This is a genomic window from Variovorax dokdonensis (genome assembly GCF_030316895.1).
Taxonomy (GTDB): Bacteria; Pseudomonadota; Gammaproteobacteria; order Burkholderiales; family Burkholderiaceae_C; genus Variovorax; species Variovorax dokdonensis.
In genome coordinates this window covers 47867-66903 of record NZ_JASZYV010000001.1, presented here as the reverse complement: position 1 = coordinate 66903, position 19037 = coordinate 47867, and the positions used below count along the sequence as shown (strand labels likewise).

General features: G+C 67.1%; 17 protein-coding genes. 2 read left to right on the top strand and 15 right to left on the bottom strand.

Annotated features, from left to right (window positions below):
• Positions 1–59: 59 nt before the first annotated feature.
• Together QTH91_RS00320 and QTH91_RS00315 are read right to left on the bottom strand one after the other, a co-directional pair.
• A complete protein-coding gene (locus tag QTH91_RS00320) occupies positions 60–1766 on the bottom strand; it encodes an AMP-binding protein (RefSeq protein WP_286658043.1) in 1707 nt (568 codons plus the stop codon).
• A gap of 175 nt (positions 1767–1941) precedes the next feature.
• A complete protein-coding gene (locus tag QTH91_RS00315; RefSeq protein WP_286658042.1) occupies positions 1942–3114 on the bottom strand; it encodes an isovaleryl-CoA dehydrogenase in 1173 nt (390 codons plus the stop codon).
• 114 nt (positions 3115–3228) lie between these two features.
• Here QTH91_RS00315 and QTH91_RS00310 point away from each other — a divergent pair, with 114 nt between their 5' ends.
• Positions 3229–4260: an AraC family transcriptional regulator gene (locus QTH91_RS00310; RefSeq protein ID WP_286658041.1), complete on the top strand. Its 1032-nt coding sequence runs from the start codon at positions 3229–3231 to the stop codon at positions 4258–4260.
• Between the two features lie 24 nt (positions 4261–4284).
• On the opposite strand, the gene QTH91_RS00305 is transcribed toward QTH91_RS00310, so the two are convergent.
• The 13 genes from QTH91_RS00305 to QTH91_RS00245 all read right to left on the bottom strand — a co-directional run bounded on the left by QTH91_RS00305 (position 4285) and on the right by QTH91_RS00245 (position 17984).
• Positions 4285–5196 (bottom strand): amino acid ABC transporter substrate-binding protein, encoded by a 912-nt coding sequence (locus QTH91_RS00305; RefSeq protein WP_286658040.1) that lies wholly within the window; start codon positions 5194–5196, stop codon positions 4285–4287.
• Positions 5197–5302: 106 nt separating this feature from the next.
• Positions 5303–6850: a PepSY-associated TM helix domain-containing protein gene (locus tag QTH91_RS00300; RefSeq protein WP_286658039.1), complete on the bottom strand. Its 1548-nt coding sequence runs from the start codon at positions 6848–6850 to the stop codon at positions 5303–5305.
• Between the two features lie 4 nt (positions 6851–6854).
• The gene (locus tag QTH91_RS00295) at positions 6855–9017 is read right to left on the bottom strand and encodes a TonB-dependent receptor (RefSeq protein ID WP_390367227.1); all 2163 of its coding nucleotides are present in this window, start codon (positions 9015–9017) and stop codon (positions 6855–6857) included.
• Between the two features lie 165 nt (positions 9018–9182).
• A complete protein-coding gene (locus QTH91_RS00290; protein WP_286658038.1) occupies positions 9183–9539 on the bottom strand; it encodes a DUF2946 domain-containing protein in 357 nt (118 codons plus the stop codon).
• A gap of 94 nt (positions 9540–9633) precedes the next feature.
• Positions 9634–10083 (bottom strand): hypothetical protein, encoded by a 450-nt coding sequence (locus QTH91_RS00285; protein WP_286658037.1) that lies wholly within the window; start codon positions 10081–10083, stop codon positions 9634–9636.
• A gap of 107 nt (positions 10084–10190) precedes the next feature.
• Positions 10191–10883, bottom strand: coding sequence for an HAD family hydrolase (locus QTH91_RS00280; RefSeq protein ID WP_286658036.1), 693 nt, complete (start codon positions 10881–10883; stop codon positions 10191–10193).
• Between the two features lie 11 nt (positions 10884–10894).
• Positions 10895–11587, bottom strand: a complete 693-nt coding sequence (locus QTH91_RS00275) for a glutathione S-transferase family protein (protein WP_286658035.1) — start codon at positions 11585–11587, stop codon at positions 10895–10897.
• Positions 11588–11707: 120 nt separating this feature from the next.
• A complete protein-coding gene (locus tag QTH91_RS00270; RefSeq protein ID WP_390367226.1) occupies positions 11708–12127 on the bottom strand; it encodes a YchJ family protein in 420 nt (139 codons plus the stop codon).
• Positions 12124–13905, bottom strand: a complete 1782-nt coding sequence (locus tag QTH91_RS00265; RefSeq protein WP_286658034.1) for an ATP-binding response regulator — start codon at positions 13903–13905, stop codon at positions 12124–12126. The genes QTH91_RS00270 and QTH91_RS00265 overlap by 4 nt, the downstream gene beginning before the upstream one ends.
• A 115-nt stretch (positions 13906–14020) precedes the next feature.
• Complete coding sequence (locus QTH91_RS00260; protein ID WP_286658033.1) at positions 14021–14980, bottom strand: Bug family tripartite tricarboxylate transporter substrate binding protein; 960 nt, start codon at positions 14978–14980, stop codon at positions 14021–14023.
• 63 nt (positions 14981–15043) lie between these two features.
• Positions 15044–16246 carry a CaiB/BaiF CoA transferase family protein gene (locus QTH91_RS00255; RefSeq protein WP_286658032.1) on the bottom strand — a complete coding sequence of 401 codons (1203 nt, stop codon included), beginning with the start codon at positions 16244–16246 and terminating at the stop codon, positions 15044–15046.
• Positions 16247–16260: 14 nt separating this feature from the next.
• On the bottom strand, positions 16261–17010 hold the full coding sequence (locus QTH91_RS00250) for an SDR family NAD(P)-dependent oxidoreductase (RefSeq protein ID WP_286658031.1): 750 nt from the start codon (positions 17008–17010) through the stop codon (positions 16261–16263).
• 14 nt (positions 17011–17024) lie between these two features.
• Positions 17025–17984, bottom strand: a complete 960-nt coding sequence (locus QTH91_RS00245; protein WP_286658030.1) for a Bug family tripartite tricarboxylate transporter substrate binding protein — start codon at positions 17982–17984, stop codon at positions 17025–17027.
• Positions 17985–18124: 140 nt separating this feature from the next.
• Here QTH91_RS00245 and QTH91_RS00240 point away from each other — a divergent pair, with 140 nt between their 5' ends.
• Positions 18125–19006: an SMP-30/gluconolactonase/LRE family protein gene (locus QTH91_RS00240; RefSeq protein WP_286658029.1), complete on the top strand. Its 882-nt coding sequence runs from the start codon at positions 18125–18127 to the stop codon at positions 19004–19006.
• The last annotated feature ends 31 nt before the right edge of the window (positions 19007–19037 follow it).

Below are 19037 nucleotides of genomic sequence, written 5' to 3'. Positions count from 1 at the left end.
GTTCTGGGTAAGGCGCCGCATTCGGACTGCGCGCCCTGCTCGCTTTGCGTGGTGTGGGGTCAGGCGGTCTTGTCCGCGGTCAGGCCGAGGTCGGCCACCATCTGCTCGCGGATGCGGAACTTCTGGATCTTGCCGGTCACGGTCATGGGGAAGGCGTCGACGAAGCGGATGTAGCGCGGCACCTTGTAGTGCGCGATCTGGCCTTTGCAGAACGCGCGCACTTCGTCTTCGGTGAGCGACTGGCCTGGCTTGACGATGACCCAGGCGCACAGCTCTTCGCCGTACTTGCTGTCGGGCAGGCCAACCACTTGCACGTCCTGCACCTTGGGGTGGCGATACAAGAACTCCTCGATCTCGCGCGGATAGATGTTCTCGCCGCCGCGGATCACCATGTCCTTGATGCGCCCGACGATGTTCACGTAGCCCTCGTCGTCCATCGTGGCGAGGTCGCCGGTGTGCATCCAGCGGTCGGCGTCGATGGCCTCGGCGGTCTTTTCAGGGTCGTCCCAGTAGCCGTGCATCACCGAATAGCCGCGCGTGCAGAACTCGCCGCGCTGCCCGCGCGCAACCACGGCGCCCGTCTCCGGGTCGACGATCTTGATCTCCAGATGCGGCTGCACGGTGCCGACCGTGGCCACGCGCTTGTCCAGCGGCGTGTCGGTGCTGCTCTGGCAGCTCACCGGACTGGTTTCGGTCATGCCGTAAGCGATGGTGATCTGCGACAGGTGCATCTTGTCGACCACGCGCTTCATCACCTCGATCGGGCAAGGCGAGCCGGCCATGATGCCGGTGCGCAGCGTCGACAGATCGAACTCGGCAAAGCGGGGATGGTCGAGCTGCGCGATGAACATGGTGGGCACGCCATGCAGTCCGGTGCACTTCTCGGCCTGCACGGTCTCGAGCACCGTGAGCGGGTCGAAGCCGTCGTTGGGATAGACGATGGTCGAGCCGTGCGTCAGGCAGGCCAGGTTGCCCAGCACCATGCCGAAGCAGTGGTACAGCGGCACGGGAATGCACAGGCGGTCGTCGCTCGTGAGCTTCATGCACTCGCCGATGAACAGCCCGTTGTTGAGGATGTTGCGATGCGTGAGCGTGGCGCCTTTCGGGAAGCCGGTGGTGCCGCTGGTGAACTGGATGTTGATGGGATCGCCGGCAGCGAGCGTCTTCTGCACTTGCGCCACGCGCGCATCGTTGGCGTCGCCGCTGGCCAGCAGGTCGGAAAAGCGCTGCACGCCGGGCTCTTCGCCGCCCTGCCCCGCCACGTCGATCCATGCAATGCGCCGCAGGTGCGGCAGGCGTGCGGCGCGCAGTTCGCCCGGCTTCGAATCGGCCAGCTCCGGCGCCAGTTCGCGCAGCATGCCCAGGTAGTCGCTGGTCTTGAAGCTGCGCATGGTGACCAGCGCCTTGCAGCCCACCTTGTTGAGCGCGTATTCGACTTCCGCCGTGCGATAGGCGGGGTTGACGTTGACCAGGATCAGGCCCGCCTTGGCGGTGGCGATCTGCATCAGCACCCAGGCCACGTTGTTGTGCGACCAGATCCCCACCCGATCGCCGGGCTCCAGCCCCGAGCGAAGCAGCGCGCTGGCCAACTGGTTGGAAGCCGCCTGCAGCTCGCGATACGTGAAGCGCCGCCCCTCGTGCCGGCTGACCAGCGCCTCCCGGTCCGGCTGCCTGGCAACCATGTCGTCGAAGAAGTCGCCAATCGTCTGCTCGATCAGCGGCAGATCCGTCGCACCCTTGGCATAGCTGGCATTGGATTCGGCCATCGACTTGTCTCCGTAAATACGCTAGCACGCAAACGCAAACGCTAGCTCTTCAACCAGAAGGCCCGCGAAGCGTGGCCTATGTTCGGGGGCACAGCGGAACCGGCTTTGCCGGGCCGCCAGTGCCGCCCCTCAAAGGGGGTAGGCGAAGCGACACGAAGTGCGCGCAGCCTGGGGGTCAGCTCGTCTCCGCGAAGAGCTCGCGCCCAATCAGCATGCGCCGCACTTCGCTGGTGCCCGCTCCGATCTCGTAGAGCTTGGCGTCGCGCCACAGGCGCTCCACCGGAAATTCCTTCGTGTAGCCCACGCCGCCCAGCGCCTGGATCGCCTCGCCGGCCATCCAGGTGGCCTTTTCGGCCGAATAGAGGATGGCGCCGGCCGCGTCCTTGCGGAAGGTGCGCGCATGGTCCTGGCGGTCGCAGGCTTTGCCCACAGCGTACACATAGGCGCGGGTGGCCTGCCAGGTGCTGTACATGTCGGCGATCTTGCCCTGCATGAGCTGGAATTCGCCGATGCTCTGGCCGAACTGCTTGCGCTCGTGCACATAGGGCAGCACCGAATCCATGCAGGCGGCCATGATGCCCAGCGGCCCGCCGGACAGCACTGCGCGTTCGTAGTCCAGGCCGCTCATCAGCACCTTGGCGCCCATGCCTTCGCCGCCCAGCACGTTCTCCTCGGGCACCTCGCAGTTGTCGAAGAACAGCGGGAAGGTGTTCGATCCGCGCATGCCCAGCTTGTCGAGCTTGCTGCCCGCCGAGAAGCCCTTGAAGTCCTTCTGCACGATGAAGGCCGTCATGCCGCGCGCGCCCATCTCGGGCTCGGTCTTGGCGTAGATGACCAGCGTGTCGGCGTCGCCGCCGTTGGTGATCCACATCTTGGAGCCGTTGAGCACGTAGTAGCCGTCCTTCTTCTCGGCCTTGAGCTTCATGCTCACGACGTCGGAGCCGGCATTGGGCTCGCTCATGGCCAATGCACCCACGTGCTCGCCCGAAACCAGCTTGGGCAGGTATTTCTTCTTCTGCGCCTCGGTGCCGTTGCGGTGGATCTGGTTGACGCACAGGTTGGAGTGGGCGCCGTACGAAAGGCCCACCGAGGCGGAGGCGCGAGACACCTCTTCCATCGCGACGATGTGGGCCAGGTAGCCCAGCTCGGTGCCGCCGAATTCCTCCTTGACCGTCATGCCGTGCAGGCCCAGCTCGCCGAGCTTGCGCCACAGGTCGTGCGGGAAGAGGTTTTCCGAATCGATAGCGGCTGCGCGCGGGGCGATCTCGCTGGCGGCGAAGTCGCGGACCGCGTCGCGCAGGGCGTCGATGGTCTCGCCCAGGTCGAAGTTCAGGCCGGGATCGTGCATGGGTTTCGTCTCCTTCGGGGGCGCGTCGTGCGCGCAAAAGCGCAGCTTACGCCGCATGCTGGCGCAAATGGCGCCACAATGGTTGCAAATTGCGCCACTGTCTTCTCGTATTCAATGCCTGCCGCCACCCCCCGCCCGCCCCAGCGCGCCGCCACGCCGATGGCGTTCGTGCAGGCGATCGTGCGGGGTTACGAGCGGCACGGCCGCGATCCGTCCAAGGCGCTGGCGGCGGCACAGATTGCGCCGCAGGACCTGAAAAAAGCAGCCGCCCGCGTCACCGCCGCGCAGTTCGAATCACTCAACGAAGCGGCGATGCAGGAGCTGGACGATGAGGCGCTGGGCTGGTTCGATCGCCGCTTGCCATGGGGCAGCTACGGCATGCTGTGCCGCGCCTCGCTTTCATCGCCCAACCTGGGCGTGGCCATCAAGCGCTGGTGCCGGCACCACCTGCTGCTGACGGACAACGTGGTGCTGTCGCTGCGCGCGCACGGAGGCATCGCCACCGTCACGGTGCAGGAGCGGCGGCCGCTGCAGCCGCAGTTCCGCGAATTCGCGCTCGTCTCGCTGCTGCGCTTCCTGCATGGGTACGCAAGCTGGGCCATCGACTCGCGCGTGTCGCTGCGCGAGGCGCATTTTCCGTTTGCACAGCCCTCGCATGCGGACGCCTATCCGCTGATGTTCTGCGACACCGTGACCTTCGGGGCCGCGCATGCCGGCTACAGCTTCGACGAGCGTTACCTGCAACTGCCGCTGCAGCGCGACGAACGCGCCCTGCGCACGATGCTGCGGCGCGCGCTGCCGCTCACCGTGCTGCAGTACCGACGCGACCGGCTGCTGGGCCAGCGCATCCGCGAGCTGCTGCGTACCCGCGCCGGCGAGGTCGGCAACGCGAACGCCCTGGCCGGCCTGCTCAACATCTCCACCCGCACCCTGCATCGGCAATTGCGCGACGAAGGCGTCACGCTGCAGGCGCTGAAGGACGAAGTGCGGCGCGAGCGCGCCATGGAAGAACTGCGTCGCGACAAGAAGCCCATCAAGCAGGTCGCCCTGATGGTGGGCTTTCGCAACGAGAAGAGCTTTGCCCGCGCGTTCCGGCAATGGACCGGCAGCACGCCCGGCGAATTCCGCCGCGGACCGGGCGGCTGAAGACGCCGCTGTTGGTGCGCTGCCTCAGCGCGTCGACTCGAACGAGGCCTTGAGTTCGGACGACATCGGGATGCCCAGCGCTTTCTTGTTGCTGTAGAGCGGGATCGGCATGACAAACCATTTGTCGTACCAGGCGTTGGCCTTGCCGGAACTCACCGAGGCCGCGATCGCCTTGTTCACGACGGCCTCCATCCCCGCGTCGCCCTTGCGGAATGCGATGGCCACCGCTTCCTTCGAAAGCTCGCCGGGCAGGATGGCGTACTGGTCGCCATCCTTCAGGCTTGCCAGTTGCATCGCCAGCAGCACGCGGTCGCGGGCATAGCCTTGCACCCAGCCCAGTTGCAACTGGCTGAGCGCCGCATCGGCATTGAGTGCGGATTCCACCAGCACCCCCGTGGCGTGCTTCTTCTGATAGGCCTCGACGGCCTCGGCTGCGGTGGTCGTCTTGATCACCACCACCGCCTTGCCCTTGAAATCGTCGATGCTCGAAATGCCGTCCTTCTTGCGCACCATGACGGCCACGCCGTCGATGTAGATCGGCTTGGAGAAAGACACCTCTTCGCGGCGCTCAGGCGTGTCCGAGGTGCTCGAGCACAGGATGTCCACCACGCCGTCCTTGACGAATCGCATGACGCGGTCGACGGCGATCGGCGTCATCTTGACCCTCAGTTCGCTCAGGCCAAGCTGCTGCTTGATCTGCTCGACCACGGCGCCGCAGATGTCGATGCTGTAGCCCATCGGCTGCTTGCGGTCGTCCAGGTAGCTGAACGGCGCCGCGTCGCTGCGGTAGCCCACGTTGATCTGGCCGCTCGACTTGATCTTGTCGAGCACGGACTGAGCCTGGGCTGGCATGGCAGCCGCCAGAGCGGCAAGGCAGAGCGCCGTCGCAAGCGCGGCGTGGGGGCGGCGGCGCGGCGCTGCATTGAAGAACGACATCGATTCCCTCCAGTCAGGCGATCCTGCCTGTCGGGTCCGATTTAACGGTTTTTTACAAGTCAGCGCAATTCAGTCGTTGCGTTTCCAATGACTCTCCCCCGCTCGCTCAATGGCGCTGCGGGCGCAGCCGAGCCGTCTTGCGCTTGTGCCCGAGCTTGACGCCGACGCGCCGCCAGGCAATGACGATGCCGGTCAGGCTCAAGGCAACCCCGCCGATGCTCGCCACGAGGAGCACGAGATCCCATGCCGGGCGGCGGCTGAGCAGCGGCAGCCAGTCCCAGCTGTGCATCAGCGCAAAAAGCCAGCGCCCCGCACGCTCGTGGCGGTCGCTCTGGGTCACGACCGTCCCGGTGTGGGGGTCGATGTAGACCCGGTTCGCATTCGAGTCCGCGAAGTCCACCCGCAGCACGGGCAGGGGCCGGTCGTTGCCGCCGGTCATGGTGTGCGGCTCACGCGCGTAGTAGTAGAAGTCGTAGGCCGTCTGGCGCTCGATGTGCAGCACGTCCGCCGCCATCATCGAAGCCGCCGCCCGCCTGAGGGCCTGCTCGTCCACCGTCAGCGGCCCGCCGGTGCGGCTGTCCAGGATGCGCGGCCGACCCGCGGCGCCCCAGGCCTGCACCGTCAGGCGACCCAGCACCGGCACCCAACGCAGCTCGCGCACGTCGCCGCCGGACCCCAGGAGTTCGCGCGGCGCGGCGTCGTCGGCGGTCGGCAGCAAGGGTTGCGCCTGCTGCAGCGCGGACCGGCTCGGCTTGGGGCCGCCCGCGTCGAACACGCCCCACGGATTCATGGACATCAATCCACTGAAAATCCAGGTCAGCGTCACGCCGGCGAACAGCAAGCCGCTGATGTGATGCCAGCGCATCATGCGGCCCGGATACGGCGAGCGCGAGCCGCTGCGATAGGGCCGCGCAAAGCGCCAGCGCAGGATGCCCACCACCGTGCCGGTGGCGCACAGCACCACGCCAGCCAGCGAGAGCCAGATCACGATGTCCGACCAATGCCGGTCGAACACGTTGCCCCGGAAGGGGTAGAGCCAGTGGATCCATGCGCCCACGTAGTTCCAGTGCCGCTCGGTGGCGGATGCGTCGAGCACCACCTCGCCCGTCAGGCTGGACACGTAGACGATGGTGTCGTCGCGATCGGCCAGCCTGAGTTCGTGCAGCGGCCGATGTGCTCGCAGCGCACGCGAATGGGTGAAGGCATCTTCCTGCACCGCGCCGAGGTGCTGCACCCTGGCGGGATCGGCCAACGCGCCCTCGAAGGCCGCGGCACTGGCGATGGCGACCTTAGCGTCCGCGCGGCCCAGCGGGCTGCCGCTGCGCGCGTCAATCACGAAAGCGCGGTCAGGCACACCGCCGGTGCCGGCCAACATCGCCAGGTAGACAGGCTGGCCCGCACGCGCCGACGACAGCCGAAGCGACTTGAGCGCCCCGCGCACGCCGGCCAGATCCAGCGCCTGCCGGGCCCCCAGCAGGCCCGCCCCATCGCCCAGGCCCGGCAGATGGGCGAGCCGCTCCGATTCGGTGAGCTTGGGATAGCCCACGTACATCATCACCATGCCCGATAGGAACCACATGGCGAGAAAGGCACACAGCCCCACGCCCATCCAGCGATGGACGAGATAGAGCCAGCGCTTGAGGCGCATCCGCATGCGGTCAGAAGCGGTGGTTCAACACCACTTCGACCTTGCGTCCCTGACCGACGAACCACTGGGTGGGCGTGTAGTAGGCCGTGGTGTAGTAGAGCTTGTCGAAGATGTTGTAGCCGCGCACGGCGATGCTGGTGGCCGCCGTTGCGCGCCATTGCAGCGCCAGGTCGGCGGTGGTGTAGGCCGGCAGCTCCAGCGTGTTGGCGGCGTCCGCGTACCGCTTGCCGACGTAGCGAAGGCCGCCCGATAGCGTCCACTGCGGCTGGAAGCGCCAGCTCATCCACAGGTTGGCCGTCTGCTCGGGCACGTTGGTGGGCACGTTGCCGTTTCGCGAGACCAGGCCGGCGCTCGTGGGTTCGCTGAAGTCGTCATAGCGCGCCTGCAGCAGCGCCACGTTGGCGTCCAGCTGCACGGTCTGGGCCAGTTGCATCGACAACGTGCTCTCGATGCCCTTGGAAGAGCGCTGGCCCACCTGGATCTGTTGCGACGGGTTGGTGGGGTCGCGGGTGAGCAGGTTGTCCTTCTCGATGCTGTAGAGCGCCAGCGTCCACTCGCCGCGCTGATTCCAGAAGGTGTTCTTGGTGCCGATCTCCACCTGTCGGCCCGTGGCCATGCTGAAGGTGCTGTTGGCCGGCGAGAGCATCAGCAGCGCCGAGACCGGATCGGCCGCCTTCGAGTACTGCGCATAGAGCGACCAGTCCGGCCGCACCTGGTACACGGTGCCCAGGCGCCAGCCCGTCTCGGCGTAGGTGGTGTCGAACTGGCGCACGTTGTTCAACAGGTTGGTGCGATTGACCTTGGCGTGGTCATAGCGCAGGCCGCCGATCACCGACCACTGCGAGGTGAGCTCCAGCCGGTCTTCCGCAAACAGGGCGTACTGGTCGGCCTTGTTGCGGTAGCGCGCAATGAAGGGCACCGAACTCTGATACGTGCCCGCGACCGGGTTGTACAGGTCGACCGATGCGGGGTCGGGCACGCCGGTGTAGGTGTTGTTGGTGTGCTGGAACGACGCCGAATTCACGTCGAAGCCCACCGAGATCTGGTTGCCCAGCCCGAACAGGCGCCCCTTGAAGGTCGCGTCCGTGGTGTTCCCCGTTTGCGACTGGTCATGGCGGATCTGCGTGTCGTCGCCGCGGTCCACCAGGCCGGTGGCCGGGTTGTAGACATACGCTTCCGCATTGCGCCAGTCGCGCTGGCTGTCCACATGGTAGAGGCGGCTGCGCACCCGCACGCTGTCGTTGGGCGTCCATTGGGCATACAGCTCGGTCCAGCGATCGTCGAACTTGATCTGCGCGTCGTCGACGTTGTAGTTGTTGCCGCTGATGGCGCGCAGAGGCTGGTTGTTCACCAGCGGCGTGCCGAAGTACTGCATGGGCTTTTGCACGCCCTGCGCGTAGCTCAGGCGCAGGCTCAGGTCGGGCGTGGGGTCGAGCTGCAGCGCGCCGGAGAACGTGAAGTCGCTGGAATCACCGCGCGCCACCCAGCCGTCGGAGCGATTGCCGCTCACATCCAGCCGATACGACAGCATGTCGTTGATGGCGCCCGCGCTGTCGAACCCGAAGTTCAGAAGGCCGTCGGTGCCGGCGCCCAGCTGAATCTCCGACGCGATGGGACCGCGCACCGGCTTGCGCGGAACGACGTTGACCACGCCGCCGATCGCGCCGTCGCCATGGATGACGGACGAGGGCCCGCGCAGCACTTCGATGCGCTCGACCGACCAGGTGTCGAACGGGAAGCTCACCGCCACGCCGCCGTACTGGCGCATGCCGTCGTACAGGCGCATGACCGAAGTCGAGTCCGTGAAGCCCCGGGCCGACAGCGCGCTGAAACTGTTGCCCGGATGCGCCAGGCTGGTGATGCCGGTGGCACGTGTGATGGCGTCGTTGATCGAGGTGTCGCCGCGCTCGTCGAGCTGCTCGCGTGAGATCGCCTCCACGCTCGCGGGGGTCTGCATCGGCGTGAGGCCGAGGTTCGAGCCGGTGGTGGCGGGCACGCGCAGTTGCGCGGGCACATCCTGCTCCGTGACGGTGACCGTGGGCAGGGTGCCTGTGCCGGACTGCGCCAGGGCAGGATGAGCGACAGCCAGGATCGCCGCGCAGGGCAAGGCGGCGAAGGCTCGCCGGGCGCCGGCTGCAGCGGGCGTTGGAGATGCGGAATGGGTTCTTTTCATGGGAGCACGCGGTAGCGGTTTCGACTCGGCACGCCCGACGCAAGCGCCCGGGCGTACAGAACTTCTGATCTTGGAAAGAGGATGCGCGGGTGTTGCCGCGCAGCGCGTCGTACCGGCCCGAAGTCCGGCGGACGCGCCCTGGACCAGCCGAGGCTGGCGACAAGTTCAGATCGAAACGGGAGGACCGCGCGCCGGCAGCGGCGCACCCACCAAGCTGGCCAGTCTGGCGGACTCGATGGGGTGAAGTGCGTAGCCCAGCGGTTGGGCCTGGGGTAGCGAGAACGGTTCAGGCGAAGGCGCTGGACCTATGGCCGCCAGACAGGCCGGGCAATCCAGCGCGGTATGGAACGGGCTGGTCTTTTCCTGGCCGTCTTCGCCCATGAGCACGACCTTCGCTCCCGCACAAACCCACTGCAACTTCTGCGGGTGAATCAGGGGCGATGCCACCGCCACGCCCAATGTCAGGAAGAACCACGCCAGGACGAGGCGGGCCATCAACTGAAAGGAGCGAAGCTTGGACATGAGGCGCGATTATCACCAAGTCGCATGCAGGCTGCCGCGATCAAGTGACCGCGCTGCAAGCATCGAGCCCCGCGCGCGCCTGGGGCGCTCCCGGTCAGCGCTGACGCAGCGCCTCGTCCTGCTGCTTGCGCAGCAACTGCTGGCGCCGTTCCGCGTCCTGCCGCTCTCGTTGCTGCTGCTGCAGTTGCAACTGGCGATAGACCTGCTCTTCGTGCGCGGTCCGCGCGCGGCCGGCAGCGTCGTTCATCGCGCCTTGCCGGCGGTATTGCTCGCGGCGATATTCCTGCTGCCACAGCTGCTGGTTCTGCTGTTCGCGCTCCTGCGCCTGACGCCGCGAACGGTCCTGGATGTCCTGCTGGCGGCGGCGTTGCTCCAACTCCTGCTGCTGCGCCCGCTGAAGCTGCTGGGCTTCGAGCTGGCGTTGCTGCCTGAGCACTTCCTGCTGCTGTTGCGCGGTCGCGCCCTGCCCTGCCGTCGAGGCCAGCAGAAGACCCACCGCGCACAACGCGGACGCAAGGGGGCGCAAAGTGTTCCGATTCGCCATGCAACCAGCCTACTGCGTCCCGCAAGACCACGCTGCAAGCGCAGCTTGCAGTCGCTTGTCAGCGCAGACGCCGCCATGGCAGGCGCTCGGCCTGCCATGGCCCGGCGTCAGGCGCCTTGAGTGCGATGCGCCGCCAGCATCTGCGGCAACTGCGCCATGTCCACGAAGATGTTCGCCACGCCCAGTGCGCGCAGCGCATCCGCGCTGCTGTGGCCGAGGCCACCCGGGCTGTAGCCGAACACGGTGGCGCCAGCCGCGAGTCCGGCGGTGGCGCCGGTCACCGTGTCCTCCACGACGGCGCAGCGGCGCGGATCGACGTCCAGCGCGCGGGCGGCGGCCAGATAGACATCGGGCGCCGGCTTGGAACGCGGCGTTTCGTGGCCGCTGAAGATGCGGCCCTGGAAAGCATCGAGCAGGCCGACCTTGTCCAACTGCAGTTCCACCTTGATCCGGTCGGCGCCCGAGGCACAGGCAATGCGTCCGCCCAGCGCGGCATGCAACGCACGGACAGCCGACGGCGCCCCGGGCACGACGAGCAGGTCGCGATCGAGCGCTTCGTTGCGGCGCGCACGAAAGCCTTCCAGCCATCCGTGGTCCACGCGAAAGCCGGTCTTGGCCTCGATCAGTTCGATCTCGTCCTTCACCGCCTTGCCGACGAAAGTGCGCATGCATTCGTCCAGCGTGAGCGACCAGCCCAGCTCCTCCAGCATGTCGCGCAGCACGCGGTTGGTGATCGGCTCGGAGTCGACCAGCACGCCGTCGCAGTCGAACAGCACGGCATCGAAAGGCAGCATGGCCATCGGTGCCGCCATCAGGCCTGGGCCAGCCGCGCGTTCTGCGGGAACAGCGCCTTGCGCGCGTCGTCGTCCATGTCGGCCTTGTACGCATGCGCAGTCTTCAGGGCCTCCACGCGCTGTGCGGCCGGGTGCGTGTTGATCTCGTCGAGCAGGCGCTTGACGTTGGGCAGTTGTTCCCAGCACTGCGGGTTGCCGGTCACATAGGGCACGACGCGGGCCCAGCCCCACACGGCCATGTCGACCAGGGTGTAGGTGTCGCCCAGCATGAAGCGGTGCTTGGCCAGTTGGGCGTCGATCAGCTTCCAGTGGCGCCAGGCCTCGAAGTCATAGCGGTTGAGCGCGTACGTCTTGGGCTCCGGCGCAACGTGGCGGAAGTGCACGCTCTGGCCGGAATAAGGGCCGATGCCGGTAGCCACGAACATGAGCCACGACAGCATCTGGCCGCGCGCGGCCGGGGTGTTCTCGGGCAGGAACTTGCCGGTCTTCTCGGCCAGGTACAGCAGGATTGCGTTGCTGTCGAAGATGGTGGCGTCGCCGTCGACGAGTGCCGGCGTCTTGGCGTTGGGGTTGATGGCCAGGAATTCCGGCAGATGCTGTTCGCCCTTCTTGGTATCCACCGTCACCACTTCGTACGGCTGGCCGGCCTCTTCGAGAAACAGCGCGACCTTGGCGGGATTGGGCGACGGGTGGTAGTAGAGCTTGATCATGTCGTCAGTGCTTGTGCAAGAGAAGATGGAATTCGCGGGTCGGGCGCGCCCAACCGCGCGGGCATGATGGCATCGATGCCCGCACGGCGCCGGCGTGGGGGTGTTCGCCCCGGCGCCGCCTTATCCGGGATCGGCGTCCACGTAGTACCAGCGGCCTTGTTCGCGCACGAAGCGGCTGCGCTCCTGCATTCGCGTGGCCCGGCCATCGGCACCACGGCAGCGAGCGGCGAACTCGACCATGGCATGGGTCTCGTCGATCGCGCGATGCGCCTTCACTTCCAGGCCCAGCCATTTCGCGCCGGCTTCGAAATCCAGCGTGGCCGGGCGTTGGCTCGGGTGCCATGTGGCCAGCAGGTAGTCGGCCCGCTCCCGCACGAAGGCGGTGTAGCGCGAACGCATGAGCGATTCGGCATCGGGCGCCGGGGTGGTGTCGAAATGGTCGAGATAGCGCCCGCAGCAGGCCGCGTAGGCGAGCGGCTTTTTTTGCGCGCCGATGCGGCCGCAGGGACAGGCTTGCAGGTCGGCCGCCATGCGCGTCATGCGGCCAGCAATGCGCGCAGACGCTTCGCGTCGGCGGGCTTGTACAACAGGGCGAAGCCGGCGAGCTCGACCTCGCTGCGGTGCGAGGACGCAGTCTCGCCGGTGAGGATGGCCACGCGCCTGACCTTGCCCTGTCCGTGCAGGGCCTGCGCCGTCGACAGGCCCGACAGCCCGCTGCCGAGGCGCAAGTCGCCCAGCAGCAGGTCGAATTGGCCCGGGTGGGCCCAGGCCTCGTCCGGGTTGGCGGCCACCGCGACGTCGTGGCCCCAGGCCCGCAGCAGCGTCGCCATGGCACGGCGCACGGGTTCTTCGTCATCGAGCACCAGCACGCGCCGCGGCGCGGCGGATGCCAATGGCGCCGGCGCGCTCTCAGGCGCGAAATCCGCCACCGGCGCGGCCGGCAGCGTGACGCTGAACACGCTGCCCCGTCCAGGGCGCGATCGCAGATGGATGCGCGAGCCGAGCATGCGCGCCATGCTGGCCACGAGCGACAAGCCAAGCCCCAGGCCGCGCGAACGATCGCGGCCGGGGTTGTCCAACTGGAAGAAGGCCTCGAACACCTGCTCGGCGTGCTGCTCGTCGATGCCGATGCCCGAGTCACGCACCTCCAGTCGCCAGGCGGGCCGTCCTTGTGCCGTGGCGCGCCGCACGGCCACCATCACCGTGCCGCGCGGCGTGTACTTGATGGCGTTGTCGATCAGGTTGCCCATCAGGCGCGACAGCACGCGACCATCCGAGCGCACCGCCACGTCCGGCACGGCGAAGCGCAGCGCCAAACCCTTGGAAGCGGCCATGGGCTCGAACCGGCTGCGCAGCGAACGCATCAGCGGCACGAGGGCGACCGCATCGGTGGCGGCCTTGTCGCTGTCGCCGTCGAACTGGGCAATGTCGAGCAGCGCGTCGACCGAGGTGCGCAGGGCATCGACACTGTCGCGCATGGCGTGCAGCGTGTCGGCCGCGGGCGGGGTTTTAGGGCTGAGCGCGTCGACGAAGATCGACAGCGCGTGCATGGGCTGGCGCAGGTCGTGGTTGGCAGCCGCGAAGATGCGGGTGCGCTGGGCGGCCAGCGCAGCCACCTGGTCGAGTTCATGCGCCAGCGCCTGGGCCAGCCGCGTGTTCTCGAAGCCCTTCTCGATCGACTCGACGATGATGCGGTGTTGCTTGTAGCTGTAGAACAAGGCGGACCACAGCTGCACCAGCGCCAGCACCCCCATCAGGATCGTGAGGTTGTCGCCCTCCCAGATGAGCCGGGCCGACAGGCTGAGGTAGCCGGGAATGGCAAACAGCGCGGCAGCGCGCCACCAGTGGGCGGTGGCCATGGTCGAGCCGCTCGTCATGCCGCTGATGAAGAAGTACATCAGCAGGATGTAGGGCAGTTGCCCGCTCGGGAAGAACAGCCACGGCGCCAGCGCCCATACCAGGCCCGGAAACAGCATCCGCGTCTCGAGCCGGCGCCGGATGCGGAATGCCTCTTCGGCCGGATAGTCCTCGGGCCGTTCGCCGTGCAGGTGGAAGTACATGCTGACCTGCATGCCATGCACCAGCACCGCCCAGACCAGCGTGCCCTTGTCGCCGGTGAGAACCAGGAAGGTGATCCAGAACATGGCGGCCACAAAGGCAGCCGAGAAAGGCGTGTCGCGCGTGTCCAGGATGTAGGCGCGCGCCAGCCGCTGGTCGACGAGCGGGTTGGGGTGCGGGGTGTCGGTCCAGAGGTGGCGTAGGCCCCGGATCAGGGCGGCCACCGGACCGCGCTGGGCTGAAGCGGCGGTATCGGGCATGGGCGACACCAATTGTTGCCCAAACGTTGCGAATTGGCGCCAAACTTTTTTGCCGCTCCGCGCGCGGCTGACTTCGCCGCCCAGGCGGCAGGGCGCCCGGCGGGCGCCCCCCGGTTCAGTGCGACTGCTTGGGCAGGTTCAGGCTCTGCAATACCGGCAGCCAGCGATCCGCCTCGCGCTTGACGAATGCGGTGAGTTCCTCGGGCGTGCCGCCACGTGGCTCCATTCCGATCGCGCGCGCCCTGGTGATGAACTCCGGGTCGGCCACCACCTGGTTGACCGCCTTGTTCAATCGGTCGATGGCGTCCCTGGGCGTGCCTGCGGGCATCGACAGCGAATACCACAGGGTGGCCTCCATGTCGTAGCCCTGCTCGGCGAAGGTCGGTGCATCCGGCACCTGCGGCAGGCGCTTGGTGTCCATCACGCCCAGCACGCGCAGCTTGCCCGCCTTGATGTAGGGCAGCGAACCCGTGATCGACGTGCCATGAATGTCGATCTGGCCGCCCAGCAGCGCCTGCACCGCAGGCGAATCACCGTTGAAAGGGATGTGTGTCGTACTGAAGCCTTGCTTTTGCTCGAAGGCCATCGGCGCGAGATTGGTCAGGATGGCGGCACCGGGCGAGCCCCGATTGATCTTGCCGGGGTTCTTCTTCGCGTATTCGACCATCTCCTTGATGTTCTTGTAAGGCAGGTCGGTTCGACCCACGATGATGGCCGGCTGGTAGGCGATCTGGGAGACCGGCGCGAAATCCTTGGCCGGGTCGTAGGGCAGCTTGTCGTAGAGCACGCTGTTGTTGGCCAGCGTGCCCAGCGACGAGACCAGCACCGTCTGGCCATCCGGCTTGGAGCGAGCCACATAGTCGGCCGCCACGATGCCGCTGGCGCCCGGCTTGTTCTCGACGATGACGTTCATGCCGTGCTTGGCGCTCAGTTCCTGCGCCAGGATGCGGCAGTACTGATCGGTACCGCCGCCGGCAGCGAACGGCACGACGATGCGCGTGACCTGCTGAGCCAGCGCCGAGCCGAAAATGCAGACGCCGGTGGCCAGTACCGCGAGGGGCTTGAGGTATTTCACAGGTTGTCTCCTTGGTGGTTCAAAGTTCGTGTCGGTACCCCGGGGCGAGCGCATGGCGCGGCTTCAGCGCACGACCTTCTGCGTCTTCAGTTCATGCAGCCGCAGCGCGTCGACGCCGGCCAGTTCCAGCAATACTTCATCGGTGTGTTGGCCCAGACCCGGCGGCGTGTGGCGCACCTCGCAGCGCGAACCGTCCATCACGTAGGGCGGCGCATGAATCGCCTGCGCGCCGGCGTCCGGATCGTCGAAGTGGTGCAGCAGGCGTGTCTGCGCCGTGCGGGGCGACTGCATGGCTTCATAAAGCCCCAGCACTTCGCCGCAGGGGATGCCGGCCTCGCGCAGTCGGTCGAGCAGGTGCTGGCGCGTGCGCTCGCGGATGCACGACTCCAGAATCGGCAGGAGCTCTTGCCGGTGCTTCGATCGCTCGGTGTTGGTCGCGAAGCGCGGGTCGTTGGCCAGATCGGGCCGCTCGATGACATCGGTGCAGAACTTGCGGTACTGCCCGTTGTTGCCCACCGCAATCACCAGCGGTCCATCCGCCGCATCGAACACACCGTAGGGCACGATGGACGGATGCGAGTTGCCGAACTTGGCCGGATCCTGCTTGTTCACCCAGGCAGTCAGGCCGTAATAGGAGCCGATCATCATCCCGCTGTCGTAGAGCGACATCTGGATGTGGCGGCCACGGCCGGTGCGGTGCCGTTCATGCAGCACCGCCAGGATGGCCTGGGCCGAGTACATGCCGGTGAACATGTCCACGGCCGCCACGCCGAACTTCAGTGGCCCCTGGCCTTCCTCGCCGTTGGCGGCCATCAGGCCCGATTCACCCTGCACGACCAGGTCATACCCCGGGCGGGCGCGTTCGTCGCCCAGCACCGAATAGCCGGAGATGGAGCAATAGATCAGCCCCGGGTTGTCGCGGCTCAGGTCTTCGTAGCCCAGCCCCATCTTCTGCGCGCCGCCGTACTTGAAGTTCTGGATCACGATGTCAGAGCGCGAAGCCAGTTCCCGCGCCAGCGCAACGCCCTCCGGCGTCTGCAGGTCGACACAGACCGATCGCTTGTTGCGGTTGCAGCTGTTGAAGTAGGAGGTGTTGTTGCGGCCGATTCGCAAGCCCCAGTCGCGCGTATCGTCGCCGCGTTCGGGGTGCTCGACCTTGATCACGTCCGCGCCCAGGTCGGCCAGCGCCATGGCGCACAACGGCCCGGCCATGACGCGGGAAAGGTCCAGGACGCGGATGCCGGACAGAGGCTGCAGCGTGCTCATGGTGTCGTGCCTCTTCAGTTGGCCAGATAGCCGCCATCGACCGGAAGGATGACGCCCGTGACGTAGCGCGCCTGCTCCGATGCCAGGAAGACCACCGGTCCCGCGATGTCTTCCGGCAAGGCGGCCCGTCCCAACAGGGTGCGCGACACCATCCGCTCGTGGCGCGCCGCGTCCTGCAGAACCTTGGCCGTCATCGGCGTGACGACCAGGCCAGGAGCCACCGCGTTGACTCGAACGCCGTGCGGGCCGAAATCGCGCGCCAGGAACTTCGTGATCTGGCCGACCGCGCCCTTGGACGCGCCATAGGCCAGGTGCGCTCCCGTTGCCACCATCGTGGTGATGGAGGCCACGTTGACCACGGCGCCGCGCGTGCGCTTGAGGCCTTCGGCGCAAGCCATGGTGAGATTGAGCACGCCCTTGACGTTCACCGCCATCACGCGGTCGATGTCGTCGCCGAGCGAATGCGCGTCTTGCGCCGCGGCGCTGCCGCCGACGCCAGCGTTGTTCACAAGAACACCCACCGGGCCCCAGGCGTGCTGCAGATCGGCCACCACCGCCGCGCAGCGGTCGGCATCACGCACGTCCAGCGCATAGGGGCGGACGGCACCCGGTTCGGCGTCGATGTCCGAGGCGGCGCGGCGCGCGGCATCGATGTCGACATCGGTCAACGCAACGCGGCAGCCAGCGCGCGCCAGGGCGACCGCGATGGCCTGCCCGATGCCCTGGCTGGCCCCGCTGACCAGCGCGACTGCGCCTGAAAGCATGGTCGGCGCAACCATCACTGTGCCTGGCGTGGCAGTTCCAGCCGCTGCAGCAGCGGGATCCAGCGGGCGCTTTCGACCTGCACATACTGGCCGTACGCCTCGGGCGTGCCGCCGCGCGGCTCCATCCCGATGGCCCGCGCGCGGGCGGCGAAGTCCGGGTCGGCCAGCACCTCGTTGATGGTGCGGTTGAGCCGGTCGATCGTGTCCTTGGGCGTCGCGGCCGGAGCCGACAGGCCGTACCACAGCAGCGCCTCGATGTCGTAACCCTGCTCCTTGAACGTGGGCGCCTCGGGCACCTGCGGCAGTCGCTTGCCGTCCATCACGCCCAGCACGCGCATCTTGCCGGCACGGATGTGCTGCAACGGCCCCGTGATGGAAGTGCCCTGGATGTCGATCTGGCCGCCGAGCAGCGCCTGTAAGCCCGGCGCGTCGCCGCTGAACGGAATGTGGGTGGTGCTGATGTCCGCCATCTGTTCGAACGCCATCGGCGCGAGATTGGTCAGGATCGAGGCTCCGGGCGATCCGCGATTGATCTTGCCCGGGTTGGCCTTCGCATAGGCCACCATCTCCTTGATGTTCTTGTACGGAAGATCCATGCGGCCGACCACGATGGTTGGCTGGTAGGCGATCTGCGAGACGGGCGCGAAGCTCTTTTGCGGGTCGTACGGCAGCTTCTCGTACATCACCGTGTTGGTGGCCAGCGTGCTCAGCGACGACATCAGCACGGTCTGGCCATCGGGCTTGGAGCGCGCCACATAGTCAGCCGCCAGGATGCCGCTGGCGCCCGGCTTGTTCTCCACGATGGTCTGCAAGCCCCGGTGACCCAACTCGGCCGCGAGCAGGCGCGCATATTGGTCGGTACCGCCGCCAGCGGCAAAGGGTACGACGATCCGCATGGGTTGCTGGGCAGAGGCAGTTCCGGCCATGGCCATCAGGCCCAGCAGCAAACCGCCAACGTACTTTCGAAATGGCATGTGCTTGTCTCCGTCGGGGCGGGGGTTCGCCCCTTTCGATTCAGTCTAAGCATCACGCTCGCCGCCATGCATGCAAAGCCTGAAAAGCATCTTTGCAGGCCCCGATGCAGCGACGCGCGGCCGGCCATCACACTGCGCGCATGGACGTGCGAATCAACCGAATCGGAGAGACCAGGGACCTGTTGGGTGAAAGTCCCTGTTGGGACGAGCAAGCCAAGGCCGTTTGCTGGATCGACGCCCTGGCCGGAACGCTGTGGCGCCTGTATCCAGCGCAGGCGAGGCTCGAGCGTCACCTGCTGCCGGCCCCTGTGGGCGCGATCGCGCCGTGCCAGAGCGATGCGGTGGTGGCCGCGCTGCGCAACAGCTTTGCGCGCTACGACTTCGAAACCCGCGCGCTCGAAGTGCTCGCGTACATCCCGGTGGACCATCCGGACGTTCGCTTCAACGACGGGAAGTGCGACCCGTTCGGCAACTTCCTGGCTGGCACCATGCACCTGAACCGTCGGCCCGGCGAGCGTGTGCGGGGCGGGTTGTACCGCCTGCGGCCGAACTGCACCGTCGAGCAATTGGCCGGCGACATCGGCTTTGCCAACGGACCCTGCTTCAGCCCCGACGCGAGCACGCTCTACTTGGCCGACAGCCTGGAGCGCAAGGTCTGGGCCTACGACTATCACCCCGACAAGCCGCTTGGCAACAAGCGCTTGTTCGTGGACACGCAACGCTTCGACAGCGGCCCCGACGGCGCCACGGTCGATGTCGAAGGCTTCTACTGGACCGTGCTCACGCGGGCCGCAGCGCTGGCACGCTTCTCGCCTCGCGGAGAGCTCGAACGGCTGCTGCCTCTGCCCGCCACCTATCCGACCAGCCTGTGCTTCGGCGGCCCCGGCTTCGCCCAGGCCTTTGTGACATCGATCTCCAGGAGCACGCGGCTGGAAGGCACGCGGCCGGACGACGGCGGCATCTTCCTGATCGATGGCCTGCCCGCGGCAGGCCGCACGGTGGACCGGTTCGCCGATCGGTAGCGGGCGTCGCCGACACGCGCGGGTGGCTGGC

Coding starts and splice junctions, on each gene's coding strand:
- QTH91_RS00265 (WP_286658034.1), bottom strand. CDS start 13,905: ATGCCCGATACCGCCGCTTCAGCCCAGCGCGGTCCGGTGGCCGCCCTG.
- QTH91_RS00240 (WP_286658029.1), top strand. CDS start 18,125: ATGGACGTGCGAATCAACCGAATCGGAGAGACCAGGGACCTGTTGGGT.
- QTH91_RS00280 (WP_286658036.1), bottom strand. CDS start 10,883: ATGGCCATGCTGCCTTTCGATGCCGTGCTGTTCGACTGCGACGGCGTG.
- QTH91_RS00255 (WP_286658032.1), bottom strand. CDS start 16,246: ATGAGCACGCTGCAGCCTCTGTCCGGCATCCGCGTCCTGGACCTTTCC.
- QTH91_RS00275 (WP_286658035.1), bottom strand. CDS start 11,587: ATGATCAAGCTCTACTACCACCCGTCGCCCAATCCCGCCAAGGTCGCG.
- QTH91_RS00285 (WP_286658037.1), bottom strand. CDS start 10,083: ATGGCGAATCGGAACACTTTGCGCCCCCTTGCGTCCGCGTTGTGCGCG.
- QTH91_RS00320 (WP_286658043.1), bottom strand. CDS start 1,766: ATGGCCGAATCCAATGCCAGCTATGCCAAGGGTGCGACGGATCTGCCG.
- QTH91_RS00290 (WP_286658038.1), bottom strand. CDS start 9,539: ATGTCCAAGCTTCGCTCCTTTCAGTTGATGGCCCGCCTCGTCCTGGCG.
- QTH91_RS00300 (WP_286658039.1), bottom strand. CDS start 6,850: ATGCGGATGCGCCTCAAGCGCTGGCTCTATCTCGTCCATCGCTGGATG.
- QTH91_RS00315 (WP_286658042.1), bottom strand. CDS start 3,114: ATGCACGATCCCGGCCTGAACTTCGACCTGGGCGAGACCATCGACGCC.
- QTH91_RS00295 (WP_390367227.1), bottom strand. CDS start 9,017: ATGAAAAGAACCCATTCCGCATCTCCAACGCCCGCTGCAGCCGGCGCC.
- QTH91_RS00270 (WP_390367226.1), bottom strand. CDS start 12,127: ATGACGCGCATGGCGGCCGACCTGCAAGCCTGTCCCTGCGGCCGCATC.
- QTH91_RS00245 (WP_286658030.1), bottom strand. CDS start 17,984: ATGCCATTTCGAAAGTACGTTGGCGGTTTGCTGCTGGGCCTGATGGCC.
- QTH91_RS00305 (WP_286658040.1), bottom strand. CDS start 5,196: ATGTCGTTCTTCAATGCAGCGCCGCGCCGCCGCCCCCACGCCGCGCTT.
- QTH91_RS00310 (WP_286658041.1), top strand. CDS start 3,229: ATGCCTGCCGCCACCCCCCGCCCGCCCCAGCGCGCCGCCACGCCGATG.
- QTH91_RS00250 (WP_286658031.1), bottom strand. CDS start 17,010: ATGCTTTCAGGCGCAGTCGCGCTGGTCAGCGGGGCCAGCCAGGGCATC.